This window comes from Sorangium sp. So ce362 (assembly GCF_051519845.1).
Taxonomy (GTDB): Bacteria; Myxococcota_A; Polyangia; order Polyangiales; family Polyangiaceae; genus Sorangium.
On the sequence record NZ_CP150332.1, the window covers coordinates 3,144,149 to 3,168,587 of the forward strand.

19 protein-coding genes are annotated in these 24,439 nt (G+C 74.5%); 4 read left to right on the plus strand and 15 right to left on the minus strand.

Annotation, left to right across the window (positions count from 1 at the left end; genetic code table 11):
• Positions 1–18: 18 nt before the first annotated feature.
• Genes WMF17_RS12500 through WMF17_RS12510 form a run of 3 tightly spaced genes read right to left on the minus strand, consistent with a single transcriptional unit; the run spans position 19 to position 4,273 of the window.
• Positions 19–1,461 carry a hypothetical protein gene (locus WMF17_RS12500; protein ID WP_437649582.1) on the minus strand — a complete coding sequence of 481 codons (1,443 nt, stop codon included), beginning with the start codon at positions 1,459–1,461 and terminating at the stop codon, positions 19–21.
• Positions 1,461–2,492, minus strand: coding sequence for a hypothetical protein (locus WMF17_RS12505; RefSeq protein WP_437649584.1), 1,032 nt, complete (start codon positions 2,490–2,492; stop codon positions 1,461–1,463). Before WMF17_RS12505 ends, WMF17_RS12500 begins: the two co-directional genes overlap by 1 nt.
• Positions 2,489–4,273 carry a protein kinase domain-containing protein gene (locus WMF17_RS12510; protein WP_437649586.1) on the minus strand — a complete coding sequence of 595 codons (1,785 nt, stop codon included), beginning with the start codon at positions 4,271–4,273 and terminating at the stop codon, positions 2,489–2,491. Before WMF17_RS12510 ends, WMF17_RS12505 begins: the two co-directional genes overlap by 4 nt.
• A 320-nt stretch (positions 4,274–4,593) precedes the next feature.
• Between WMF17_RS12510 and wecB the strand changes: the two genes are divergently transcribed.
• The 3 genes from wecB to WMF17_RS12525 all read left to right on the plus strand — a co-directional run bounded on the left by wecB (position 4,594) and on the right by WMF17_RS12525 (position 8,294).
• Complete coding sequence (gene wecB / locus WMF17_RS12515) at positions 4,594–5,712, plus strand: non-hydrolyzing UDP-N-acetylglucosamine 2-epimerase (RefSeq protein ID WP_437649587.1); 1,119 nt, start codon at positions 4,594–4,596, stop codon at positions 5,710–5,712.
• A gap of 387 nt (positions 5,713–6,099) precedes the next feature.
• Entirely contained in the window at positions 6,100–6,642 is a 543-nt protein-coding gene (locus WMF17_RS12520) for a Type II secretory pathway pseudopilin (RefSeq protein WP_437604246.1), read from the plus strand.
• Positions 6,643–6,653: 11 nt separating this feature from the next.
• Positions 6,654–8,294, plus strand: a complete 1,641-nt coding sequence (locus WMF17_RS12525; protein ID WP_437649588.1) for a pentapeptide repeat-containing protein — start codon at positions 6,654–6,656, stop codon at positions 8,292–8,294.
• 504 nt (positions 8,295–8,798) lie between these two features.
• On the opposite strand, the gene ptsP is transcribed toward WMF17_RS12525, so the two are convergent.
• The 3 genes from ptsP to dhaK are packed head-to-tail and all read right to left on the minus strand — an operon-like array spanning position 8,799 to position 12,904.
• Entirely contained in the window at positions 8,799–11,255 is a 2,457-nt protein-coding gene (ptsP, locus tag WMF17_RS12530) for a phosphoenolpyruvate--protein phosphotransferase (protein ID WP_437649589.1), read from the minus strand.
• Complete coding sequence (gene dhaL, locus WMF17_RS12535) at positions 11,252–11,899, minus strand: dihydroxyacetone kinase subunit DhaL (RefSeq protein ID WP_437649591.1); 648 nt, start codon at positions 11,897–11,899, stop codon at positions 11,252–11,254. Before dhaL ends, ptsP begins: the two co-directional genes overlap by 4 nt.
• A gap of 3 nt (positions 11,900–11,902) precedes the next feature.
• Positions 11,903–12,904 (minus strand): dihydroxyacetone kinase subunit DhaK, encoded by a 1,002-nt coding sequence (gene dhaK, locus WMF17_RS12540; protein ID WP_437649592.1) that lies wholly within the window; start codon positions 12,902–12,904, stop codon positions 11,903–11,905.
• A 124-nt stretch (positions 12,905–13,028) separates the two neighbouring features.
• Here dhaK and WMF17_RS12545 point away from each other — a divergent pair, with 124 nt between their 5' ends.
• Positions 13,029–13,772 (plus strand): YqjF family protein, encoded by a 744-nt coding sequence (locus WMF17_RS12545; protein ID WP_437602274.1) that lies wholly within the window; start codon positions 13,029–13,031, stop codon positions 13,770–13,772.
• 49 nt (positions 13,773–13,821) lie between these two features.
• On the opposite strand, the gene WMF17_RS12550 is transcribed toward WMF17_RS12545, so the two are convergent.
• The 9 genes from WMF17_RS12550 to WMF17_RS12590 all read right to left on the minus strand — a co-directional run bounded on the left by WMF17_RS12550 (position 13,822) and on the right by WMF17_RS12590 (position 24,180).
• Positions 13,822–14,778: an alpha/beta fold hydrolase gene (locus WMF17_RS12550; protein ID WP_437649594.1), complete on the minus strand. Its 957-nt coding sequence runs from the start codon at positions 14,776–14,778 to the stop codon at positions 13,822–13,824.
• Positions 14,779–14,828: 50 nt separating this feature from the next.
• A complete protein-coding gene (locus tag WMF17_RS12555; RefSeq protein ID WP_437649596.1) occupies positions 14,829–16,610 on the minus strand; it encodes an MXAN_6577-like cysteine-rich protein in 1,782 nt (593 codons plus the stop codon).
• Positions 16,611–16,800: 190 nt separating this feature from the next.
• The gene (locus WMF17_RS12560; RefSeq protein WP_437602277.1) at positions 16,801–17,118 is read right to left on the minus strand and encodes a CBS domain-containing protein; all 318 of its coding nucleotides are present in this window, start codon (positions 17,116–17,118) and stop codon (positions 16,801–16,803) included.
• Positions 17,119–17,187: 69 nt separating this feature from the next.
• Complete coding sequence (locus WMF17_RS12565; RefSeq protein ID WP_437602278.1) at positions 17,188–18,495, minus strand: hemolysin family protein; 1,308 nt, start codon at positions 18,493–18,495, stop codon at positions 17,188–17,190.
• Positions 18,496–18,720: 225 nt separating this feature from the next.
• Complete coding sequence (locus tag WMF17_RS12570; RefSeq protein ID WP_437649598.1) at positions 18,721–19,788, minus strand: 3-deoxy-7-phosphoheptulonate synthase; 1,068 nt, start codon at positions 19,786–19,788, stop codon at positions 18,721–18,723.
• Positions 19,789–20,078: 290 nt separating this feature from the next.
• Complete coding sequence (locus tag WMF17_RS12575; protein WP_437649600.1) at positions 20,079–20,861, minus strand: RNA polymerase sigma factor; 783 nt, start codon at positions 20,859–20,861, stop codon at positions 20,079–20,081.
• A 261-nt stretch (positions 20,862–21,122) separates the two neighbouring features.
• Positions 21,123–22,466, minus strand: a complete 1,344-nt coding sequence (locus tag WMF17_RS12580) for an RNA polymerase sigma factor (RefSeq protein WP_437649601.1) — start codon at positions 22,464–22,466, stop codon at positions 21,123–21,125.
• Positions 22,467–22,521: 55 nt separating this feature from the next.
• Positions 22,522–23,592, minus strand: a complete 1,071-nt coding sequence (locus WMF17_RS12585; RefSeq protein ID WP_437649603.1) for a hypothetical protein — start codon at positions 23,590–23,592, stop codon at positions 22,522–22,524.
• A gap of 90 nt (positions 23,593–23,682) precedes the next feature.
• A complete protein-coding gene (locus WMF17_RS12590) occupies positions 23,683–24,180 on the minus strand; it encodes a hypothetical protein (RefSeq protein ID WP_437602284.1) in 498 nt (165 codons plus the stop codon).
• Positions 24,181–24,439 lie beyond the last annotated feature (259 nt).

Below are 24,439 nucleotides of genomic sequence, written 5' to 3' on the forward strand. Positions count from 1 at the left end.
GACCTGGGCGCCGCCCGCTCAGTCGACGGGGAACGCGGTCCAGCCCTCGAAGTCCGGACAGGTCTCGCCGCAGGCGCCGACGAAGCTCGCGGTGGCATCGAAGAACGGGTCGCCCTCCGGGGGCCGCGCGGCGCCCTGCAGCCCCGGCGATCCCGGCTCGAGCGACAGGTCGAGATCGAGCCACCAGCGCGACCGGATGCCGAGGGCGGACGAGCGCTCCTGCCGGTTCCACCGCGCGGGATCCACGGACATGATCCACGCCTCCTCATCGTAATCGCCGGCGCCGGGATCTGGGTTCAGGTCGTCGAAATTGGCCTCGTTGGCGAGGATGGAATGGGTCATGTCGAGCGCGCGCGGCGCGATGTTCGCGGCGGTCGCCCGATCGCGGACCTGGACGCCCGCCTTCTCGAAATCGGCCACGAGCACGTTGTGCAGCTGTCCGCGCGTCCCTCCGCCGAGCTCGATGCCGGCGCCGTCGGAGCCGGCGTCGAGGTTGCCGAGGAGGGTGACGTTGTACAGCGTGGGGCTCGACACGAGCTCCGGGTCGTCGCCCGGATCGTCCCCCTCGATCCCGCTCCCGTGAAAGTCGAAGCTCGTCCTGAGCCCGGCGAGGAACTGTCCTTTGCCGCGCCAACCGTATTCCCAGTCAAAGCTGTCGTCGTCGCCGCCGACCACGAGGATGTGCTTCATCTCCACGGTGCCGCCGACCACGTACACACCGTCGTCCGTGACGTGAATCACCTCGATGTGATGGATCGACGTGCGGCGTCCGACCCCGATGAGCTCGAGCCCGGCCATGTCCTCGCCCTCGCGGACGTCCTCGCCGGCGAACTCGATCCGCAGGAAGCTCAGCTGGCCGCTGTCGTCGTCGTCGTCCTCTCCTCCGCAGAGCAGACCGAGGGAGCGGGGCGACGAGCCGACCATCTTCGTGCCGTCCGGCGCGTTGATGCGGGCCTTGCCGCAGAGCACGAGGCCGCCCCAGTCGCCGGGGCGCCGCGGCGAGCGCGCGCTCGTGAGCACGATCGGCGCCTCGCGGGTGCCGTTCGCCAGGATCCGCGCGCCGGGCTTGATGGCGAGGAGGCTGCCCTCGTCGGCCAGGACGGTCGTTCCCGGCTCGATGGTGAGGGTCGCGCCGGCCTCCACCACGACGGGCGCGCGCAGCCGGGGAGGGCGGCTGGACGTCCAGGTGGTGTCCGACGTGATGCGGCCCGCGACGTCGAGCACGCCCTGGCCGCCGCTGCCGCCCTGGCCGCCGCTGCCGCCCTGGCCGCCGCTGCCGTCCTGGCCGCCGCTGCCGCCCTGGCCCCCGCTGCCGTCCTGGCCGCCGCTGCCGCCCTGGCCCCCGCTGCCGCTGGAGGGCCTTGGTTCTCCGGGCCTGATGCCGAAGACCACGTCGCATCCCGCTGCGCCGAGGAGCGCCGCGGCCATCACGAGCAGGCGCGCAGGGCCGGCCGTGCGCATCAGAATCGTCCTCCGAGCGAGAAGCCGAGCGGCCCCAGGCCGACCTGGATCGCCGGGCGCGTGCCGGCGCCCGCGTCGGGCGACGGGGCGGTGAACCAGAGGACCCCGCCCGCCGCCAGCCCGGCCGCGCCCACGAGGAAGACGACGGTGCCGGCGCGCGCCAGATCCATGGCGTCGTCGCGGATCTTGATCCCGTCGTCGTCGCAGAGGTCGCCGTCGCAGTGCGCTCCCGCGTCCTGGAAGCGCGCCCGTGCCCCGAACCCCAGGCCGACCGACGCCCCGATGCCGACCACGCCGGCGCCGGCCGCGACGAGCGCGGCGAGCCGCTGCGCGGGCATGCCGGCCGCGTCCGGAGGCGCGGGGCGCGCAGGCGGCGCTGTCTGCGCGGCCGGGGCATCCCGGGGAGCGGCCGCGGGCGGCGCGCCCTGCGGCGGCGGGGCCGCGTCGAGGGGCGGCACGGTGAGGGTCACGGTGCCGCCGGCCGGGTCGATCGCCGCCGTCGTCGACCACGGGAGCCTGCCCGGCGCGCTCGCCTCGACCGTGTAGGCGCCCGGATCGACCGGCATCGGCGTCCCCCAGAGCACCTGGGCGAGCTCCTGGCCGTTGCGCCGCACGGACAACCCCGGTGCGGCGCTGTCCGCGGGGACCTCGACGAGCAGCCGTGTCAGCCGCGCCTCGAGCGCGGCGGCGCCCTCGCGGGCCTTCTGCTCGCGGTCGGCCTGACCGTGGCGGCGGGCCGCGTCGGCCGCCTCGCGGTAGGTGGCCCATGCGCTCGCGGTCTTGCCCAGCCGCTCGTAGCAGGCGGCGAGGTACAGGAGCGTGCCCACGCCGGCGTCGAGCCGCTGGCTCTCCGCGAGCCGCGGGCACGCCTGCTCGTAGTTGCCCTGCCTCATCAGCGCGATCGCCTGCTCGAAGAGGACCTCCGCCGCCGCGGCATCGCCGCCCGCCTGCGCGTGCGTCGGCCGAGGGATGGCCGCAAGCGCCCCCGCGATCGCGGCGGCGCCCAGCCTCGCCGCGCGGCGCCGGCTCATTTGCGCCCACCGTAGTTGGGGACGCCGTCGCCCGCCGGCGCGCCGGTTGCCGAAGGGGAAGCGGAGGCGGAGGCGGAGGCGGAGGCGGAGGCGGAGGCGGAAGCGGCGGGTCGCGGCGCCGCGGCGCGCGCATCGCGAGGGGAGGCTCCAGCGCGGGTGGGGGCGCTGCGGGGCGGCGATGCGGTCGCAGCGACCGGTGCAGCCGTGAGGTCGGCCGGCTCGGGGGCGGTCGAACCCGCGAGCGCGGCGGCCGACGATCCCGTTGCAGGGGCGTGCGGCGGCGGGAGCGGGTCGAGCGCGGGCTGCGCCCGGACCGCCTCGGGCGCAGCCGGCGGCGGGAGCGGCTCAGGCGAAGCCTGCGCCGGAGGCGGCGGCGGCGCGGCGACGGCCGTGTCCTCGGTCTCGGCGGCCGGCTCCTGGCGCGTCCAGAGCAGCGCCGCCACGCCCAGCCCCGCGATCACCGAGGCGGCACCGGCCCACTGGGGCCAGCGCGGATGCGCTCGCCCTTCCGGCGGCCGCCGGCTGTCCGACCACGGCGCGGCCGTCTGCGTCATGGTCGGCGCGGACGCGATCGTGGAACCGGGGTCGGCCGCCGGATCGCTGGCGCCGCGCAACGCGACGGACGGCCCCGGGTCCGCCGTTCGCGCGCCCGCCGCGGTGAAGAGCCGCTGGGTGGAGTCGGCGGGCGGGGTGCCCGCGGCGCAGACGAGCGGGAGGGCCGGCAGGGTGGAGGCCGCCGGCAAGGTGGGAGCGGCCGGCTGAGTCGCCGAGGCCACGAGCGGCGTGCCCGCGGCGGCGCCAAGGCCGACCGCCGGCGCCTGCCCGTGCGGCAGGGCCGGGCGCGCCCCGCGCTCGCTCGCGGCGAGCGTCGCCTCGGCGCGCTCGACGAGCGGCCGGCACCGCGCCGGAGCGAACGGCGCGAGCGCGGCCGCGAGCTGCGCGACGTCCTGCCATCGATCCCTGGGGCTTCGCTCCAGGCACCTCATCACCGCTCGACTCAGCGCCTCGGGCACCTCCGCGCGCAGAGACGACAGCGACGCGGGGCGCTCCTGCATCACGCAGAGGATCAGCTCCCCGAACGTCTCGGCCTCGAACGGCAGCTTGCCGGAGAGCGCCTGGTACAGCGCGACGCCGAGCGACCAGAGATCGCTGCGCGTGTCCACGGCGCGGGACGAGCGCATCTGCTCGGGCGACATGTAGAGCGGCGAGCCCACCAGGGCGTCCTGGCTCGTCAGGCTGTCTGCGCTCATCGCTTCCGCCGGCCCGATGTGCTTGGCGATGCCGAAGTCGAGCACCTTGACGAGGGGGCTGCCGTCGGCGCGCCGCACGACGAAGAGATTCCCCGGCTTGATGTCCCGGTGCACGATCCCGCGCGCGTGCGCCTCGGCCAGCGCCTCGCAGATCTGCACGCCGATCTCGCACGCCTCCTCGACCGGCAGGCGCCCCTCCGAGCGGAGCCGGTCCGAGAGATCGGCGCCCTCCAGGAGATCCATCACGAGATAGGGCAGGCCCCCGTCGAGCGTGTCGACGTCGAGCACGCGGGCCACGTGCTCGCTCCGCAGGCTGCTCGCCGCGCGCGCCTCTCGCAGGAAGCGCTCCACGCTCGCGGCGCGCTTCGCCGCGTCGGGGAGCACGACCTTGATCGCGACACGCTGGTTGAGGACGAGGTGATGCGCCTCGAGCACGGCGCCCATGCCGCCCGCGCCGATCACCCGGACAACACGGTACTTTCCCTTGAGGATGTCGCCTGTCTGAAGCGGAAGATCATCTGGCATGCTCATGGCGCTGCCTGGTCGGCGACGGGCTCGGCACGGGCAGGCTATCGGCGCGGTGGCGAGGGCGCAAGGCACGCGAGACGCGCGAGACGCGCAAGACACGCGAGACACGCGAGACGCGCGAGACGCGCGAGACGCGCGAGACGCGCGAGACGCGCGAGACGCGCGAGACGCGCGAGACGCGCGAGACGCGCGAGACGCGCGAGACGCGCGAGACGCGCGAGACGCGCAAGACGCGCGAGACACGCGAAGACACCCCGGCGCGCCCCCGGCGCCCTCAAAACGCTGGTGCCGCGCCGCATACCGCGGCATGCTCCTCGGTCGAGATGATCTACCTCGTCGCCGCGACGCGCCCGAATTTCATGAAGCTCGCACCCATCTGCCGCGCCCTCAAGGCGCGCGGCTTACCGATGCGGCTGCTCCACACAGGCCAGCACTTCGACACGACGATGAGCGACGTGTTCTTCCGGGACCTCGGCCTGCCGACGCCGGATCACACGCTCAAGGCGGGCGGCGGCTCCCACGCCCAGCAGACGGCCGCGGTCCTCGTCGGCGCCGAGGCCGACCTGATGGATCACCGTCCCAAGGTGGTTGTCGTGGTCGGCGACGTCACGAGCACCCTGGCCGCCGCGCTCGCGGCGTCGAAGCTCGGCATCCCCGTCGTCCACGTGGAGTCCGGCCTTCGCTCGCGCGACTGGACCATGCCCGAGGAGATCAACCGCGTCCTCACCGACCAGCTCTCCGATCTCCTGCTCACGCCCTCTCACGATGCCCGCCCCAACCTGCTCGCCGAGGGCATCGCCCCGGAGCGGATCCGGTTCGTCGGCAACGTGATGATCGACTCGGTCCACTACGCCCTCAAGCGGCAGACCGACGCGCTCTCGCGCTTCGGCCTCGAGCCCAAGAGGTACGCGATCGCGACGCTCCACCGCCCCGCCAACGTCGACAGCGCCGAGCGGCTCGCCGAGACGCTCGACGCGCTCGCCGCGATCGCGCGGCGCCTGCCGACCGTGTTCCCCGTCCACCCGCGCACGGTCGCGCGCGCCGAGTCGTTCGGGCTGTCGTCGCGCCTCCGGGAGACCCAGGGGCTCCGGATCATGGAGCCGCTCGGGTACGACGATTTCGTGACCGTGATGGGCAATGCCCTGCTCGTCGCCACCGACTCCGGCGGCATCCAGGAAGAGACGACCGCGCTCGGGATCCCGTGCCTCACGATGCGTCAAGGCACCGAGCGGCCGATCACCGTGACGCAGGGCACAAACACCGTCGTCGGGCTCGACGCTGCCCTCATCGCGCGCGAGGTCGACGCCATCCTCGACGGCCGCGGCAAGCGAGGCACCGTGCCCGAAGGGTGGGACGGCAAGACCGGCGAGCGCATCGCCGACGCGCTGGAGGCCTTCCTCGCGGGGGACCCGCCCCCCAAGACCGCCGGCCCGCGCGCCTGAGCCGACCTCCCGTCTGAGCCACGTCCCCATCCGCCGCGCTCGCGGCCGCTCCGAACAGCTCGCAGCCACGTCCCCATCCGCCGCGCTCGCGGCCGCTCCGAACAGCTCGCCCGCTTCCGGACGCAGGGCGCGCCACGCGCGCTCATCGCTGAGCCGCGGTGCCGCTCACGTGGCCAACGTGGCCAACGTCGGGTGCGCGGCGCCTGCGAGACCGCGCACCCCACAACACCCGACCCAACAGCGCTTGCTGCGGCCTATCGCCCAGGATTCCGGCTGTTCAGCGAACCATCGTCCGGTTATAGGTGTATCGTGGCAAGGGACCTCCGCGCTGGAGTCGATAGGGCACCTCGGGGGCGGGGTCGACGAGGTTTCTCCCTCGTCGAGGTGATGCTCGCGGGCGGGCTCGTGGCGCTCCTGGCCGCGCTGGCGACGCAGGGGGTGTCCAAGTATCTGGTGCTCGCCAAGTCGGCCGAGGCCAAGCAGACGATCGGCGGCATCGCCAGGGCCGTCGTCGCCTCGGCGGATCGCCTCCAGGCGCGCTCGGATGGCGCGGCGGCCCAGCCGCTGTGCAGCGATGCTGTCACGGTGCCCAACGCGTTCTATCGTGTCCAGGGGATCAAGTATCAGCCCGATCCCAGCCCGGGCGTGGATTACAACACAGGGAGCCCGACGGTGGGCTGGAAGTGCCTTGGGTTCGAGATCAGTCAACCTCAGTCGTACCAGTATCGATATCGACTCGGCGGCTCTCCCATGCCTGTGTCGGCCTCTCCGTGGCCGGCGGACGTGCCGCCGGAGCGCCGGTGGGCCGCCTACGCGCGAGGCGATCTCGACGCCGACGGCATCCATGCGTGGTTCGCGCTGGACGGCTACATGAAGGACGGGCAGGTGGTGTTCGCGAGCGCGATCGGCACCATCGACCCGGACGAGTAGGCGGCGCTGCTGTGGATACCGCGGCGCTGCACAGGCTGTTCGGCTCCCTCTCGGCGCGCCGCGGCGGTGAGGACGCCGCGATCGAGCTCCCGGGCGCGGACCTCGCGGCGGCGCACCTGCTCGGCGCCGATCTCCAGGGCGCGAACCTCGCGGGCTCGCGCCTCGACGGGGCCAAGCTCGCCGGCGCGAACCTCGCGGGGGCGCGGCTCGACGCCGCGTCGCTCGTCAACGCCGACCTCACCGGCGCCGACCTGCGCTGGGCCGATCTCTCGGGGGCGCTGGTCGGCGGGGCGCTGCTCACGGCCGCGGATCTGCGCGGGGCCAAGCTCCCGCGCTCGTTCTCGTCGGCGAGCTCGCTTGCGGGCGCGCGCGTCGATTCCGCGGCGTGCGTGCGCTCCGGCCTCGACGAGGAGGCCGTCCTGGCGCTCGCGAGCGCGGGCGCGTCGTTCGACGACATCGCGTCGTTCGCCTCGCCGCTCCGCGAGGCGCTCGCGAGCGCGGACGCCGGCCCCGCGAGCGCGGAGCGGGGCCGCTCCACCGCGCCGGGGAAAGCGCCGGACTCGCGGCGGCTGGAGGCGGCGCCGTCATCGCAACGGATGTCCGCGGCGCCGTCGTCGCAACGGATGTCCGCGGCGCCGTCGTCGCAACGGATGTCCGCGGCGCCGTCGTCGCAACGGTTGTCCGCGGCGCCGTCGTCGCAACGGATGTCCGCGGCGCCGTCGTCGCAACGGATGTCCGCGGCGCCGTCGTCGCAACGGTTGTCCGCGGCGCCGTCGTCGCAACGGTTGTCCGCGCCTCCCGATTCGCAGCGGCTGGCCGCGGCGCCTGACGCCGCTCGCCCCGGCGCGGCCGCCGGGACCGCGCGCCGCGCCGGCGAGACGGCCGAGCCGTCGCCGGTCCGCCGCGCCGCCGTGGCCGCGGGCCCACGCCCGGCGCCGGACGCGCCCCTGCTCGTGCGCTCGCTCGAGCTCCGCCTCGCGCTCGCCGGCGGTGCGCTGCTCCTCGTCCTGGCGACCGCCGTCGCCCTGGCGAAGGTCCCGTCGCCCGGGCTCCTCTGGGCGGCGCACGCCGGCGGCGCGCTGGGCGCGGCGCTCCTGACCTTCGCGCTGCCGCCCTTCGGCACCGAGCGCGGCGCCGCGCGCTCCCTCGGCGCCCGCCTCGTGCTGGCCGTGCTCGCCGCGACGCTCGTCCACGGCCTGGAGCCGTCGCGCCTCGCCGTCTTCCGGCTGCGCGCCACGCTCTCCTCGGCAGACGCCGCGCACCGGTCTGCCGCCGTGCGCCTGCTCGCGCGGAGCGGCCACCGCAGCTTCGACGGGCGGGATCTGTCAGGGCTCGACCTCTCCCGCGCCGATCTCACCCAGGCGAGCTTCCGGAACGCGCGCCTCGTCGGGGCGGACCTCTCGGGCGCTGCCCTGATGGAGTCGACCTTCGAGGGCGCCGATCTGAGCGCCGCGAACCTCCGGGGCGCCGACCTCTCCGGGACGGACGCCGAGCAAGCGCGCGGCTGGGAGCTCGCCGAGTGCGATCCGGCGACGGAGCTGCCCGGGGAGGGCACGTGCCTGCTCGGCCATCCGGCCCGCGCGCCCGAGCCGGCGGGGGACGCCACCGCCCGCTCCACGCACGAGGGCGCGCCGCCGGCAGGGGCGCTGTAGCGAGCGGCGCGTCGGCGACCACGGCGCGGAAAGGGCGCGTACACCGGAAACGGTCTGCGAGAGGCAGCCGGCAGCCCTCGCGGAACCGGAAACGGTCTGCGGGAGGCAGCCGGCAGCCCTCGCGGAACCGGAAACGGTCTGCGGGAGGCAGCCGGCAGCCCTCGCGGAACCGGAAACGGTCTGCGAGAGGCAGCCGGCAGCCCTCGCGGAACCGGAAACGGTCTGCGGGAGGCAGCCGGCAGCCCTCGCGGAACCGGAGACGGTCTGCGGGAGGCAGCCGGCAGCCCTTGTGGAACCGGAAACGGTCTGCGGGAGGCAGCCGGCAGCCCTGGTGGAACCGGAAACGGTCTGCGGGAGGCAGCCGGCAGCCCTCGCGGAACCGGAAACGGTCTGCGGGAGGCAGCCGGCAGCCCTCACGGAACCGGAAACGGCGACGTCGGCGCTGCGTTGAAGTCGCCGAGCAGGATCCCTGTCGGCGCGCTGGCCCTTCCGCGCCGCCGGCCGTCAGCCCGGACGTCGCGCTGCCGCGCGGGCGGCGCGGGCCGCCGCCGCGTCGTCGACCGCGAGCGCGTCCTCGGCCACGGCGGCGAGCTCGGCGAACGAGGCCCCGGCGAGCGCGTCCTCCACCGCGTCGAACGCGGAGGCGCACATGCTGAGCCGGGTGATCCCGAGGCCGACAAGGAGCGGTGCGGCGCCGGGATCGCCGGCGGCCTCGCCGCACACCGAGACGGGACGCCCCGAGGCGTGCCCCGCCTCCACCACCGCGCGCACGAGCCGCAGCACCGCCGGGTGCGCCGGATCCGCGAGCGCATGCAGCCGCGGATGACCGCGCTCGGCCGCCAGCGTGTGCTGCGTCAGATCGTTGGTCCCGATGCTGAAGAAGTCGGCCTGCCGCGCGAGGCGCTCGGCCATCAGCGCCGCCGACGGAACCTCGACCATGATGCCCGTGGCCACGGGCCAGAGGTGCGGCCTGCCCGCGGCCGAGAGCGCCTCGTGCGTGCGCCCCAGCGCGGCGCGCACCGCGGCCACCTCCGCGGCGGTCGAGACCATCGGGACCAGGACGCGGACGTCGTGGCCGCGCCCGGCGACGAGGATCGCGCGGAGCTGCGCCTCGAGCAGCGCCGGCCGCGCGAGGGAGAGGCGGACGCCGCGGACGCCCAGGCTGGGGTTCGTCTCGGCGTCGAGCCCGAGGTAAGGCAGCGCCTTGTCGCCGCCCGCGTCGAGCGTGCGGACCACGATCGGCGCGCCGGCGAACACCGCGAAGATCTCCGCGAGCAGGTCCGCCTGCTCGTCCTCGTCGGGCTCGTCCACGCGCCCCAGGAACGGCATCTCGGTGCGCAGCAGCCCGATGCCGAGGGCCCCGGCCTCGCGCGCGGCGCGCGCGTCCGAGGGCCCGGCCACGTTCGCCCACAGCTCGACCTCCCGACCGCAGGCGAGGCGCACGCGGCCGTCGCGGGCGCCCGGAGGCCGCCGCGACGCGCGGAGGGCCGCCTGCCGCCGCTCGATCTCGACCGTTGTCTCGGGATCGGGGTCGAGCCACACCTCGCCGGTCGTGCCGTCCAGGCCGGCGCGCGCGCCGCCGGCCTCGGGCACCAGCGCCGCCGCCCCCGCGACCGCGGGGATGCCGGCGCCGCGCAGCAGGATGGCGGCGTGCGACGTGGGACCGCCGCGCCGGTCGATGACCCCGAGCACGCGCGCCGGGTCGAGCCGCGCGGCCTCCGACGGCGTGAGGTCGTCGGCCACGACGACGGCCGGCGGCCCGTCGGGCACCGTGGCCGCGGCGCCGCCGAGCAGGGCGCGCACCACCGCGTCGCCCACGTCGTGCACGTCCGCCTCGCGCGCCCGCAGGTAGGGGTCGTCGAGCTGCCGGTAGATCGCGGCCGCGGCCTCGATGGCCAGGCGGAAGGCCCAGGCGGCGTTGCGGCGCTCCCGCTCGATGCGCGAGAGGGCCGCGCCCACGAGGGCCGGGTCGCAGAGCAGCGCCTGGTGCGCATCGAGGATGTCGCTGCCGCGGAGCGCGCTGCCGAGGTCCTGCGCGGCGATCTCGAGCGCCCGCCGCAGCCGCTCGGCCTCGGCCGCGGTGTCGTCGACCGTGGTCTCGGGGACCTCCGGGGTCGATCGCACGAGCCGCACGAGGGGCCCGAGCGCGACGCCCGGCGCGACGGGGATGGCGAGGCCGGAGCCCGCGGACGCCGCCGCCGCGCCCGCCGGCGCCTCGCGCCGCACGAGCGCCGCGAGCGCCTCGACCGCCTCGGCCGCCTGCCGCCCGGTCGCGCGTATGCGCAGCACGTCGCCGCGGCGCACCCCGAGCGAGGCGAGCGCGATCAGGCTCGAGGTCGCCACCGGGCCGCGGCCGGCGGTCACGTTCTCCAGGGTGATCGCCGCGTCGAGCGTCGCCGCGCGCGCGATGAGCTGCGCGGCCGGGCGGGCGTGCAGGCCGCTCGGATCGGCGATCGCGAGGTCGGCCGTCACGGCCGGAGCGACGGCGGCGGTCGCGGCCGCAGCTGCCGCCGTCGCGGCCGCGGCGCCCTCGGCCTCGCCGAGCTGCGCGGCCTTCGGCTCGAGCGCCTGCCGCGCGTCGGCGGCGACCTGTTCGAGCGTGCCGCCCGCCGCCGCCCGCACGGCGGCGGCGACCGCGCCTTCCACGATCGGCCCGCCGGTGAGGCGCGTGCGCGCGCCGAGCTCCGGGTCGACGAGCTCGAGCGCCGTCTCGGCGCTCAGGATCGCGCTGCCGAGGTCCATCAGCACGACGGCGCCGGCCGGCCCGCAGACGCGCTCGATCGCCGCGGCGATGGCGGTCGCGTCGGTGCCGAGCTCGGCGCCGCCGTCGCCCGCGCCCGCCGCGCACGCGATGGAGACCGACTCGCCGGTCATCTGGCGCGCCAGCGTCTCGGTGGCCTCGGCGAGCGCGCGGCTGTGCGAGACCAGGACGAGCCCGACGCGGCCCGCCGCCCCGCTCATGCGCCTGCCGTCGCGGCCAGGCTCCGCAGCAAGAGCCAGCACGACGTGGCGCCGGGGTCCTGGTGCCCAGCGCTCCGCTCGCCGAGGTAGCTCGCCCGGCCCTTGCGGGCGACGAGCGGCACGGTCGCCTCGGCCCCGGCCCGGGCCGCCTCGGCGGCGCGGCCGAGCGCGTCCCCGAGCGGCCCGCCCGCCGCGCCCGGCGCGCTCAGCGCGGCCTTGAGCGCGTCGACCGCAGGGACGAGCGCGTCGACCATCGTCTTGTCGCCGGGCGACGCCTTGCCCCGGCGCTTCACGCCGTCGAGGCCCGCCTCGAGGCAGCCCGCCAGGGCCGCGAGGTCGAGCGCCGCGGCGCCGGCCGCCCTCTGGCCCGCGTCGCGGAACAGCGTGCCGTAGAGCGGCCCGCTCGCCCCGCCGACGGTCGACAGCAAGGTCATCCCGACATCCCTGAGGAGCGCGCCGACGTCGCCGCGATCGAGGCCGCCGAGCCGGGCGCGCACCGCCGCGAAGCCGCGCGCCATGTTGATCCCGTGGTCGCTGTCGCCGATCGCCGCGTCGAGCTCGGTCAGGAACATCTTCTCGCGCTCCAGGACCTCGGCCGCGCGCTCGATCCACGCCGCGATGTGCTCGCCGCTCAGGGTCTGCATGGCTCAGGCCCCCCAGCGGAGCGCCGGCGTGTGCACCGGCGCGTCCCACCAGCGGATCATCTCCTCATCGAGCCGGAGGACGGTCGCCGACACGCCGGCCATCTCCAGCGACGTGATGTACGACCCGACGAGGCTGCGCGCGACCGTGAGGCCGCGCTCGCGCGCGATCGCGTGGGCCTTGCGGTAAACGACGTAGAGCTCGATGAGCGGCGTCCCGCCCATGCCGTTGACGAACAGGAGCACGTCGTCGCCCGGCTTGAACGGCAGGTCGTCGAGGATCGGCTGCATCAGGATCTCGGCCACGCGGTCCGCCGGCTCCAGCGGGGCCCGCCGCCGGCCGGGCTCGCCGTGGATGCCGATGCCGACCTCCATCTCACGCGGGCCGAGCTCGAACGAGGGCTTGCCGGCGTGCGGCACCGTGCACGCGGAGAGCGCGACCCCCATGCTGCGGCCGTTCGCGTTCACCCGCCGGCACAGCGCCGCCACCTCGCCGAGCGGGCGGCCCGCCTCGGCGGCGCCGCCGCAGATCTTCTCGGCGAGGACGGTGGTCCCGACGCCGCGCCGTCCGGCCGTGTAGAGGCTGTCCTCGACCGCCACGTCGTCGTTCACGATCACGCCCTCGACCGGGAGCCCGGCCTCGCGCGCGAGCTCGGCGGCCATCTCGAAATTCATGACGTCGCCGGTGTAGTTCTTGATGATGTGGAGCACGCCGGCGCCGGCGTCGACGGCCCGCGTCGCCTCGAAGATCGGGTCGGGCGTCGGGCTCGTGAACACGGGGCCCGGGCAGGCGGCGTCGAGCATGCCGCGCCCGACGAACCCGGCGTGCAGCGGCTCGTGACCGCTGCCCCCGCCCGAGAGGAGGGCGACCTTGCCCTTGCCCTTCGCCTCCGCGCGCGTGACGAAGAGCGGCGCGGCGTTCACCCGGAGGAGCTCGGGGTGGGCCAGCGCCATGCCCTCGAGCGCCTCGCCGACCAGATCGTCCGGCGCATTGATGAGCTTCTTCATCCTGCCTCCGCTCCGTCTACATCCGCTTCCCGTCCGCTTCGTCTTCCGGGCGCAGGATATCCCCAGGCCCTCGCCCGCCGCGAGAGGAGATCTTTCCGCGGCGCTGTCCTACGCTGCGGGCGCCATGGACCGACTCGCCCCCACGCTCCGCCCACCTGGCCGGCCGGCGGGCTTCCAGCGCTGGAGAGATCTGCTCTTCCTCCACTGGGAGACGCCGGTCGACGCGCTCCGGGCCGTCGTGCCGCCGGCGCTCGAGCTCGACACGTTCGAGGGCAGGGCCTACGTCGGCGTCGTCGCCTTCACCATGCGCGACGTCACCCCCTGGTGGTCGCCGAGCGTGCCGGGGATCTCGAACTTCCACGAGCTCAACGTGCGCACCTACGTGCACCGGGAGGGGCGCGACCCGGGCGTGTGGTTCTTCAGCCTGGACGCGGCCAGGGCCCTCGCGGTCCTCGTGGCCCGCGCCGGCTGGCACCTGCCCTATCACCGCGCCTCGATGGCGCTCGAATCGAGGGACGGCGAGGTCCATTACCGCAGCGAGCGGCGCTGGCCCGGCCCGGTGCCCGCGCGCTTCGAGGCGCGCTATCGCGTCGGCGCGGCGATCGACGGGGGCGCGGCGGCGCCGGGGACGCTCGAGCACTTCCTTGTCGAGCGTTACCTGCTGTTCGCCGCGGGCCGGGGCGCGCTCAAGATCGGGCAGGTGCATCACGCGCCCTATCCGCTCCGCCGGGCCGAGGTGAGCCACGTCGAGGAGAGCGTCGTGGCCGCGGCCGGCTTGCCCGCCCCCCAGGGGGCCCCGCACGTGCTCTACAGCCCGGGCGTGGACGTCGACGTGTATGCGCTGAAGCCCGTCGCGCCGCCGGCGTGACGCGGTCGCCGCGCGCGGCGGCGCGGCGCGGGGCCCGCGCGCCCGCGCGTCAGCGGCTCTCCAGCCAGTGGATGACCTGGGACTCGAGGCCCGGCGCGGCCCCGAACCCGAGGCTCAGCGTCTGCGGGAAGCCCACGTGCCCGCCGAACCGGAGCCACTGGACGTCGAGCAGCGGCGAGCGCGGGGAGGCCTCGATCGCCGGTCGCACCGTGTCGAGCGGCACCATCGGGTCGGCCTCCGTCGCGACGATCAGCGACGGAACGGCGAGGTCGCGGAGGCGCGGGGCGACGCTCTCGATCGCATAATACGCCTCCGGGCTCCGGTAACCGAACCGCGGCGCCATGATGCGCCGATCCCATTCGCGGATCGTGCGGATCGCGAGCGCCTCCCCGACGGGCAGGGGCACGGCGCGGCGGGACGCGACGGCGCCGTACATCTCCTTCAGCGCCGACAGCACATGCCAGCGGTACATCCAGCGCTCCGGCCGGTCGATCGCCGCGACGGCCTGCTCGAGATCGAGCGGCGGACAGATGGCGGCCACGGCGCGCACGCGCGCGTCGAGCGCGCCGGACGCGGCATACCGGAGCGCGATGTGCCCGCCGAGCGAGTAGCCGAGGATGAGCACGCGCTCGTACCGATCGAGCTCGGGCGACGCGACGGCGGCGTGCAGATCCGAGAACAGGCCGGCGTGGTAGAGATCGGCCCCGTCGCCCCCTGCGCCGCGCAGGTTGATGCGCAGGCACGCGAGGCCGGCGCGCTCGGCCTGCGCAGCGGCCTCGACCACGTAATGGCTCTCCAGCGTGCCGCCGAGGCCGTGCACGACGACGAGGATCGATGTCGCGCCTTCCCGGTGGCGGACCCTGCCGAGCAACCGGACGGGCCCGGCAGGCGAATCGTCGACGTGCACCGAGACGGGGGAAGACGGGGGGAGCGGCGGGGCCCGGAGCCGATGCTTGAGCCACGGGGCGATCGTCCAGAAATGGCCGTGGAGGAGGATGCGCCGCATCGACGCGCTCCTACCACGGCCACCGGGCTCGTTCTATTTCGCGCCGCCGCTCACGGGCAGGTGAAGGCCTCGCCGCTGCAGTCGATCGGGCACTCGGAGCAGTAGATGCAGGCTCTGTACGCGTCGAACAGCGCGGCGCTGGCCGGGTCTGCGGCGATGCAGGCGTCCTTGCAGGCGTCCGTGTCGCACGTGAGATAGCAGTCCACGAATTCGAGGCATTCCCTCGTGTCGAAGCAGGCCGCGACCTCGTCGGCGCAGTTGCCCTCGACGGCGCACCGGACGCACCCCGAGCTCCCATCCCCGCACTCGCCCGAGCCGTCGCACACCGGCGGCGGGACGGCCCGCTGGATGTTGAGCGTGAACGCGCCCGAGCGGGTGGCGTCCGACCCGTCCACCACGATCACGACCGTCTGGCCCGCGGTGAGCGTCACGGTGACCTCGGACTGCTCGATCACCGTGTCGTCGTTGCACGCGAGCTGCGTCCCCTGGCACGTGGCGTCGCGCACGTGGAGCACCGTGTCGAACGCGGACCCGTACGTATCGAAGGTGTAGTCGCCGGAGACGGGCGCCGTGAACGCGTACCCCGCGTCGGGGGCGCTCGCGTCGCGGCACCACGTGGACGCGGTCGGCCGCACGCTGTTGGGCCGGCCGACCGTGCTGCCGGTGATCGTCTGCGGCACCGAGGGGGCGAGCGTGCCCGCCGGGCAGCTCGGCGCGCTCGCCCGCGTCACGTGCAGCTCGAACGTGCCCGCCTGGCCGTCCGCGCCGTCGACCACGATGTAGACGGTCTGGCCCATGGCCAGGTCGGCCGTGACGATCGCGTTCGGGTCGGCGTTGCAGGCGAGCTCGGAGCAGCCCGTGGCGTCGAGCAGGGCGAGGACGACCTGGTACCCGGAGTTGCTGCTGTCGAAGGAGTAGACGCCCGCGGTCGCCGCGGTGAACGAGTAGATGCGCTCGCTCGAGCTCGCGGACACGCACGAGGGGGCGTACGAGTTCGGCAGGCCGGCCGTCGTGGCGTTCACGAACTGCGGCACGGCGTCGCCGAGGTCATGGCCCGGGCCCACCGTGCACGCGCACATCCCGGTCTGGCAGACCTGCGTGGCGTTGCACGCGGTCCCGCAGGTGCCGCAGTTCTCGGTGTCGGTCTGGACGTCGACGCAGGCGTCGCCGCAGGTCGTGAGCCCGGAGCCGCAGCCGCCCTGGCACACGCCGGCCACGCACGTCTGGTCGTCGTTGCACTCGGTCCCGCAGGTGCCGCAGTGCGACTCGCTCCTGTCGACGTCGACGCAGGCCCCGTCGCAGTCGGTGAGCCCGTCGGAGCACCCGCCGGCCTGGCAGGCGCCGGCCTCGCAGGACTCCCCCTCCTCGCACGCGGCGCCGCACGCGCCGCAGTTCTCCGGGTCGGACGCGGTGTTGACGCACTCGCCGTCGCAGTCGGTGCGCCCCCCGGAGCATCCGTCCGCCTCGCAGGCGCCGTCCTGGCAGGTCTGCCCCTCCGCGCAGGCCTCGCTACAGCTGCCGCAGTGCGCCTCGTCGGTCGCGAGGTCGACGCAGGCGTCGCCGCACGTCGTCTGGCCGGCCTCGCACGCCGCGACGCACGCGCCCGCGCTGCAGGTCTGATCGCTCGCGCACACCGTGCCGCACGCGCCGCAGTGGTTCGAGCTTGTGCTCGTGTTGACGCAGATGCCGTCGCACGCCGTATCGGGAGCGACGCACTCGGCCGTGGAGGGGCCGCCGTCCGAGCACGACGCCACGGAGGCGAGCGCCGCCGCGACGAGCCAGAGCAGGGTGTACGTCGGCGCGAGCCTGAAGCGCGATTTGACCTTTTTCATGAGCCTTCCCTCGGCAGAGATGCCGGCGACGGGGGGTCGAACGAGGAGCTACCGGGGAGGATACGCTGATGGCCTTCCAGGCTGTCAATGCTTGCAGCCCGATACGGCGCGCGGATCTCGACGGCGCGCGCCGCGCCGCGCCGGTCTCGCTCGCCTCAGGCCTGCGTCGCGCCGTCGCGCCGTCGCGCCGTCAGGTCCATTGCGTGCGCGGCGCTGCCGGCGACGCGGCGCCGCCCAGGCGCGAGGCCGGCAGGAATTGCAGCAGCGTGAGCGCCTCGGCGATGTCGCCCTGGCTGATGAGACCCAGGTATCTTTCACCGTCGTACACCGCGACCACAGGGGCGCTCTTCTCGGACATGAGGAGCATGACCTCGTCGAGCGAGCGGTCCGCGCTCACGCGGGCGACGTCGCGCCGCATGACCCCGGCGACGTACGCGTTGCCCGCGCCCTCGGCGAGCGGCGCGTCTGCGCGGCGCCTCGCCGCAGCGGGGCATTTCGCACCAGGCATTCGAGGCGAGGTGTTTGCGCGGGAACAGGGGGCGGGAGAGCGCGCCCCAGCAAGGCGGGCCGCGCCCGCTCAGCCCGCGCCGCGGAGCTCCTCGTCTTCGCGCTCGGCCGGCTCCGGGGGCGGGATGCGGACCCGCACCGTGCGGATCTGCCGGGGGCTGGCGTCGACGATGTGGAGCTCTACCCCGTCCGGGGTCCTGAGGACGTCGCCGGGCGCGGGGATGCGCCGGGCGAGCCCCATGCAGAGGCCCGCGACCGTGGACCAGCGCACGTCGTCCGGCAGCTCGATCTCGAGCTGCCGGTTGAGCTCGTGGACCGGCATGTCGCCGGGCACGAGCGCCGACCCGTCCGGCCCGCGCCGGATCGTCTCGGCGGGGGGCGGGTGCGCCTCGTTCTCGGCGAAGATCTCGCCGACGAGCTCCTCGACGAGGTCCTCCATCGTGACGATGCCGCTCATGCCGCCTTGCTCGTCCACGACGACGGCGAGCTGGAGCCGGCGCCGCTTCATCTCGGCGAGGAGGTCGACAGCGGGCATCGACGCGACGACGAAATAGGCCGGGCGCAGGATGCTCTCGAGCGAGAACTCCCCGTTGCCCCAGAGGAGCGCGAGCAGCTCCGGCATCGTGACGTAGCCGATCACGTTGTCGTTCGACCCCTCGTAGACCGGCATCCGCGTGTGGCCGTGCTCCAGCACGACGCGCTGGACCTCCTCGGCGGTCGTCTCGCGCGGGAGCGCCACGACCCGGAAGCGGGGGAGCATCACCTGGAGCGCGGTGAGCCCGGCGAAATCGAGGGCGCGGGAGGCGATCTCGCCGGCGCGCTTGTCGACCGAGCCCGCCTCGGCGGCGTCGTCGACGATCTGCTGGATCTCCTCGGGCGAGATGCGCGCCTCGACGAAGTTCGTTCGATCGCCGAAGAGCCTCAGCACCAGGTTCGAGCTCGCCGTGAGCAGCCACACGAGCGGGCGGGCGAGCGACGACAGCCCGCGGAGCGGCGCGCCGACGAGCAGCGCGTACCGCTCGGCGCTGCGGAGCGCGAGCGACTTCGGGACGAGCTCGCCGAGGACGAGCGAGAGGAAGGAGACGAGCGCGACCACCGCGGCGAGCGCGAGCTCGTCGGCCGCGTCCCCGATCCACGGCACGGCGCGGAGCACCGGCGCGAGGTCCTTCGCCAGGGTCGACCCGCCGAAGGCGCTCGCGGTCGCGCCGACGATGGTGATGCCGATCTGCACGGTGGCGAGGAAGCGCTCCGGGTTGCCCCGCAGGCGCTTCACCGCGCGCGCACGGGCGCTCCCCGACTGCACGAGCTGGTCGAGCCGCGTCTTGCGGATCGTGACCACCGCGATCTCGGCCCCCGAAAAGAAGCCGTTCACGAGCACGAGGGCCAGGATGATGAGGATTTCGGAGAGAATATCGGCCCCCTCCGAGGGGCTCCGGGGACATAGCGCGTCGCCCGCCGGCGCGGCAGCGGCGCCGAGCGCGCAGCGGACGCGGCCCGGCGGACAGCCGGGGCTGCGCCGCGCCGCGATCCGAAAATTGCACTCAGGGTGAAAATTTCTGAGAGGAGCAGGCGTGCGCGCCGGCCTGTGCGCGGCGCGGCGGGGTCACGCCGCCTTGCTGGCCCGCCGGTCCCGCACCCCCTGTGCGAGGAGCTCGAGGACCGGCACCGTGTCGTTCCAGCCGAGGCAGGCGTCGGTGATGCTCTGGCCGTAGGTGGGGGGCTTGCCCGGCGCGAGGTCCTGCCGGCCGCCGACGAGGTGGCTCTCGATCATGACGCCGAGGAGGTCGCGCGAGCCGGCGCGCAGCTGGTCGGCGAGGCTCTCGGCCACGCTCCGCTGGCGGGCCGGGTCCTTCTGGCTGTTGCCGTGGCTGCAGTCGACCATCAGCCGGTGCGGCAGGCCCGCCTTGGTCAGGCGTTCGGCCGCCTCGCGGACGTGCTCGGGCGCGTAGTTGGGGCCGCGCTGCGAGCCGCGCAGGATCACGTGGCACGCCGGGTTGCCGCGCGTCGCCACGATCGCCGAGATGCCCTGCTTTGTGACGGACAGGAAATGGTGCGCCTCGCGCGCGGCCCGCACGGCGTCGACCGCGATCTGGACGTCGCCCTCCGTGCTGTTCTTGAAGCCCACGGGGCAGGAGAGGCCGGAGGCGAGCTCGCGGTGGACCTGGCTCTCCGTCGTGCGCGCGCCGATCGCGCCCCAGGAGATGAAATCGGCGATGAACTGCGGCGAGATCGTGTCAAGGAACTCGGTCGCGCTCGCGAGGCCGAGCTCGGCGATGTCGCGGAGCAGCCCTCGGGCGACGCGGAGCCCCTTGTTGATCGAGAAGCTCCCGTCGAGGTCGGGGTCGTTGATCAGCCCCTTCCAGCCGACCGTTGTGCGCGGCTTCTCGAAGTACACGCGCATGATCACGACAAGGTCGTCGCTCAGCCGGTCGCGCGCCTCGCGGAGCCGCGCCGCGTACTCCAGGGCGGCCTTGGGGTCATGGATGGAGCAAGGGCCCACCACCACGATGATCCGGTCGTCCTCGCCCGAGATCACGCGCTCGGCGGCCCTGCGCGTGAACGCCACCGTCTCGGAAGCGGCGGGGCTGACGGGGATCTCTTCAATCAGGATCGCGGGGGGGATCAGGGGCCTGAGCCCTGCAATACGAAGGTCGTCGGTCGAGTAGTACATCGTTGAGGTTCCAGCATAGCGCGACGCGATATGCCCCGACTACCCACACGTGGGACGGAAGCGCTTTCTCTTTGCCGGATCGGCTCCGGTCGTTCCGAGCGGTTCGGGTCGGTGCCGGCCGGTGCTGACCGGGACTGACCGGGACTGGCCGGCGCCGCACAATTCCGACCGGCTTGAAGATTTGTCTCGCGGGTGCTCGAGCGCTGCAGGGGCGTCCGGGGCGCGTGGTTGCGGGCCGGCGCGGGCGCTCGCGGGGGCGCGCCTCCGGCGGCGCCGGCGGTCTTCGCGGCTCATGCGCTCGCGGGCGTGTGCGTCTGCTCGGCGTCCGACGGCCGGGGGAGCGGGGCGCTGCGGCAGGGAGCCGACGGCGGCGCTGTGGTCGCGGCGGGCGCGCGGGCGGCTCGCTCGGCCGTCCCCCGTCGCGCGGCCTTCGCCGGCCGCGGGGCCTTCGCCGGCCGCGGGGCGGGCTCCCCGGCGTCGCCCCCCGCCGGCCGCGGCGGCCGCTTTCGCTTGTGCTCGGCGCGGGGCTCCTCGATCAACGCGCGCAGCGAGGCGATCGCGCGCGTGCGCCACTTGTACGCGGTCGACAGCGGGATCCCGTGCTGCTCGGCGACCGTCGCCATCGGCACGCCCTCGATGTCGTGCTCGATGAGGATCCGCTGCTCTTCCGTCTGTAGCGACCCGAGCCGCGACAGGATGAGCGAGCGCGTCTGCTCCGCGTCGATCTGCTCCTCGGCGTTCGGGCGCTCGTCGGCGACGCGCCGCGGGGCCCGGCCGGAGGAGAGCTCCTCGCGCCGGTGGTGTGCCCGGTCGCGGTAGTGGGCGGCCACGTGGACCGTGATCCTGTTGAGCCACCTCTCCGGCCGCGCGCGGAGCGGATCGTAGGTGGGGAAGCTCTGGTATCCGGCGAGGAAGACATCCTGGAGGATGTCGCGCCGATCGCGGCGTGGGACCCCGAGCCGCCTCAGCCAATTCCATACGGAGTCGTAGGTCTTCCCCCGAAAGAGACGGACAAAGGCGCGCTGTCTATCCAGCGGCATCGACGGAGCGAGCGTGCGGTTCAATTGTCCCATGCTCGCTTAATTAGGAGGACCCACTCCCCCATCTCAAAAAAAGCCATCCTCCTCTCAAAAATGATCTCCTGTGCGCACCCCGAAGCGCCATGGACGGGAGAGCACCGCTCGGCAGCTCGGGAAGCGCCGGGCGGCATGTGGCGTGGCGGACAGGAGGAAGCGAATCGGCATGGCGCCGAGGACGGCGGGACGAGCCGGAGATTTCTTTTCTTTGCGGCTTGGCGGCTTTGCGGCTCGATTCATTCTCGTCGGATCATCGCGCTAGGGCGCCGGCGACGCCAAGACGGCTGTCGCTCTGGCGCGGAGCGCGCGCAGCGCCGCGTTCCTCTCGGCGGCGAGGCGGCCCGCAGGGAAACGCCGCCGGTGCTCGATGAGGCGGCGGTTCGCCTCGGCGTAACGGCGCTCCGAGAACGCCGTGATCGCGCCGTCGATGAGGGCGCGCTCCGCGGCGATCTCCTCGTCGCTCGACGCAACGGCCCGCCGCGCGGCGGGCACGGCAGCGCCGCCGGCCGGACGGAGCGCGGGCTTCCTGCCGGCGAGCGCCGCGCTGCTCGCTGGCGAGAGCCCGACGACAGCGCCCGGGGCGCCCGCGCCTCCGCGATCCCGTGAAGCGTCCGCCGCGGCAGCTGCGCCGGGCGGAGGCGGCGCGGCGCTGGCGGACGGCGGCGGCGCCGGGCTGGCGGGCGGCGCGGAGGCCTGCGGCGCGAGCGGCGTGACAACGACGGACTGCGCCTGCAGCGCCGCGACGGCGGCCAGGGCGGGGGCGGTCGCGGCGCGCTCGCCGGCGGAGGCCGCGGACGAGGCGGCGCGCAGCGCGCCGAGCGCGATCGCGACGACCGCGGCCAGCGGGACCGCGACGGCCGCGGCGGCGTGGAGCGCGCCGGCCGCGCCGGTGCGCGAGGCCGAGCCGCCGGCGAGCCGCCGCGGCGAGAGCGCGCGGCGCGCAGCGCGGTAGATCCGCGCGAGCAGCGAGCGCGCGATCTCGCGACCCGCGCGCGCCTCCTGGACGAGCGCGCCGGCGCTGAAGGGGATGAGCGCGAGCCCGCGGCCGCGATGACGCGCCTGCCAGCGACGCCTCGCCGCCTCGAGGTCGACCCAGGCGAGCCGGTGCCGGCTCCACGCGGTGCTCAGGGGGATCGAGAGCTGCTGGGCGATCTCGGCCATGTCGATCTCCTCGATCTCGTGGGCGACGAACACGCAGCGGCGCTCCATCGGCAGCTCCTCGAGCAGCTGTTCGAGCACGCAGCGCCGGTCCCTCGCGATGACGCGCTGCTCGGAGTCGGGGGTGGCGTCGGGCAGCTGCGCGAGATCGTCGAACGGGCGGAGACGCTCGCGACGGCGGTGGGCCCGCCGGAAATGATTCGACGCCTGGTGGGTCGCGATCCCCATGAGCCACGACCGCACGCTGCCCCGGCTCGCGTCGAACCGCGGCAGCGCGCGGTAGGCGCCGGCGAGCACCTCCTGGGCGACATCCTCGATGTCCTGCGAGCGCACCCCGAGGCGGGCGAGGTAGCGGGCGATGAACGAGAAATGTTCCTCGGCGATGTTCACCATGATGGCGTGGGAAGGCTCGACGGACGTGCTCTTGCGTGACGGTGACCCCATCTCTTTCCCCCTCGATTCCCCCTCGAGCGCGGCGACGTCGCCGCCGCGAAGCTGGTCAATGCGGCGCCTCCGTGCCCCGAGCAAGGGGAGCGCGCCGGGCGGGCGCCTCGCGCCGCGGGCTCAGATGGACGTCCACCCGGAGACCGACGAGCCCGCCGGACGCTGGCGGGGCCCAGAAAACAGTGGACGGGTCCTCGATGCGGAACTCCGTGAGACGGAGCACGAGATCGCCATAGAGCTGCACGCTGATCCGATCGGAGAACGGCATCTCGATGCCGGCGCGCGGCCCCGTGGTGAGCCAGAGCGACGGCGTGTTGACGAGCTCGATGTTGGTGCCGGAGCTCGTCACGACCCCGATCGACACGAAGGCGCAGGCGAAGAGGCGACGGAGCTGGGAGCACGGGATCGCGTTCGCCGCCGCGATCCAGGTCGAGGCGAACCTTCCCTTGTCGATCTGGACCCTGCTGGGCCATTGAACGTGGCCTTCGAGGCCGAGCGAGAAGGACGGATAACGGAGCGCGACGTGGAGCGCCGTCCCGACGGTCGTCTCCGGCAGGCTCCCGAACACCGCGGCGCCGGCGAGGCCGACGCTGATCCTGGGCCACGCGGGCTGCGCGGGCGCGCTGACCGCCGCCTCGGCCGGAAGCGCGGGCTCGGGGAGCGGCGCGGGCGCGGGCGCGGGCGGCACGTTCAGGCTCGGATCGAGCGCGACCCGGAGCGAGAGCGCCATGTTCATGACAAGCTCCCTGCAGTCGTCGTTGTAGGCGACCAGGTGCCGCGACCACGTGATGGAGCCCTCGGCGTCGTGGAGATCCATGGCGGCGTGCACCTCCCTGCCCGGCCCGCGAAAGACAAGCGTCTTGGCCTGCAAAGCCGCCTCGGGATCCACCGGGTCGTAGCCGAGCTGCCTGGCCATCTCCTCGCGCAAGAGCCCCTCGTCCGGACAGCGCTCGGCCCCCGGCGCGCGCCGGTACTCGAGCTGCACCGCGGCGCGGGGCGGCGCGGCGCCGGCGCGCCAGGGCGCGAGCAGGGCCGCGGCCGCGACGAGCCACGCGGGCCCCCGGCCCCTCGGTCGCCCCGGCGTCGCCGCACCGGCCCCGGTGTTTCTTGGTAAAGCTGCTGACATGGTGCTCATCGCGGGTGGTGACCGCTCGTTCAGTCCAGTGTCGACGACGAATCGGCCGCGCCCCATCGAGGAGCGACCAGGGGGCCTCCGCTAGAAGGCGTCCACGGGGAGCACGAGCCCCAACCCGATCACCCCGGAGAGCGGTGGGACCCGCCATACCTCTCTGCCGTTCACCCAGAGCGACGGGCGGCTGTGGTTCGTGTGCAGCTCGGCGAACCCGCGCAACGACAGCTGCTCGGAGAAGCGCCAGTCCCCGGCGGCCCGCAGCCCGATCGAGCTGACCCACGGCTTTCGTGCCTGAATGACGACGCCGGGGTCGCTCGTGATCTGCAGCTCGCCGGCATCGAAGACGGCGCACACCGACAGGACCCCGCGATGGCCGCAGATGTCGAGCGCCGGCATCGCCAGGCTCGCGTGGACCAGGACGCCCTCCTCGAAGGTATCCGTCAGGGCGGTGAGCATGCGCGCCTCGACGGCGATCGACAGGCTGGGCCAGCGGAACGTCGTGGCGAACGAGGCCCCCCCGGCGAGCGCGGGCAGGAGGCCCACCGCGAGCAGCGGCGACGCGGAGATCTCGCCTCGCAACATGTCGTCTCCCTCCTGCGTCTCCCGTCGCGATTCAGACCGAGGCGTATCCGCATGCACCGGGGTCGTTGCCATGAAGACAGCGACCATTGCGGCGCAACCGGCGCGTAGCATCGGCGTCCCGGCTAGGGCGGGATCTGTGCCGCATCGTGCGGAGGGAACACCTCGACCCGAAGCACCCCGCTGCCTCCCATCCGGCCACACCACCCCGACATGTGCCCCCCCTCCTCAAACGTCTCAGGCGCCCGTGGGACAGTGCACC

Coding starts and splice junctions, on each gene's coding strand:
- WMF17_RS12505 (WP_437649584.1), bottom strand. CDS start 2,492: ATGAGCCGGCGCCGCGCGGCGAGGCTGGGCGCCGCCGCGATCGCGGGG.
- WMF17_RS12575 (WP_437649600.1), bottom strand. CDS start 20,861: ATGGGACAATTGAACCGCACGCTCGCTCCGTCGATGCCGCTGGATAGA.
- WMF17_RS12545 (WP_437602274.1), top strand. CDS start 13,029: ATGGACCGACTCGCCCCCACGCTCCGCCCACCTGGCCGGCCGGCGGGC.
- WMF17_RS12510 (WP_437649586.1), bottom strand. CDS start 4,273: ATGAGCATGCCAGATGATCTTCCGCTTCAGACAGGCGACATCCTCAAG.
- WMF17_RS12585 (WP_437649603.1), bottom strand. CDS start 23,592: ATGTCAGCAGCTTTACCAAGAAACACCGGGGCCGGTGCGGCGACGCCG.
- WMF17_RS12560 (WP_437602277.1), bottom strand. CDS start 17,118: ATGCCTGGTGCGAAATGCCCCGCTGCGGCGAGGCGCCGCGCAGACGCG.
- WMF17_RS12555 (WP_437649596.1), bottom strand. CDS start 16,610: ATGAAAAAGGTCAAATCGCGCTTCAGGCTCGCGCCGACGTACACCCTG.
- WMF17_RS12580 (WP_437649601.1), bottom strand. CDS start 22,466: ATGGGGTCACCGTCACGCAAGAGCACGTCCGTCGAGCCTTCCCACGCC.
- WMF17_RS12500 (WP_437649582.1), bottom strand. CDS start 1,461: ATGCGCACGGCCGGCCCTGCGCGCCTGCTCGTGATGGCCGCGGCGCTC.
- WMF17_RS12590 (WP_437602284.1), bottom strand. CDS start 24,180: ATGTTGCGAGGCGAGATCTCCGCGTCGCCGCTGCTCGCGGTGGGCCTC.
- dhaL (WP_437649591.1), bottom strand. CDS start 11,899: ATGCAGACCCTGAGCGGCGAGCACATCGCGGCGTGGATCGAGCGCGCG.
- WMF17_RS12520 (WP_437604246.1), top strand. CDS start 6,100: ATGCTCGCGGGCGGGCTCGTGGCGCTCCTGGCCGCGCTGGCGACGCAG.
- dhaK (WP_437649592.1), bottom strand. CDS start 12,904: ATGAAGAAGCTCATCAATGCGCCGGACGATCTGGTCGGCGAGGCGCTC.
- WMF17_RS12550 (WP_437649594.1), bottom strand. CDS start 14,778: ATGCGGCGCATCCTCCTCCACGGCCATTTCTGGACGATCGCCCCGTGG.
- WMF17_RS12570 (WP_437649598.1), bottom strand. CDS start 19,788: ATGTACTACTCGACCGACGACCTTCGTATTGCAGGGCTCAGGCCCCTG.
- ptsP (WP_437649589.1), bottom strand. CDS start 11,255: ATGAGCGGGGCGGCGGGCCGCGTCGGGCTCGTCCTGGTCTCGCACAGC.
- wecB (WP_437649587.1), top strand. CDS start 4,594: ATGATCTACCTCGTCGCCGCGACGCGCCCGAATTTCATGAAGCTCGCA.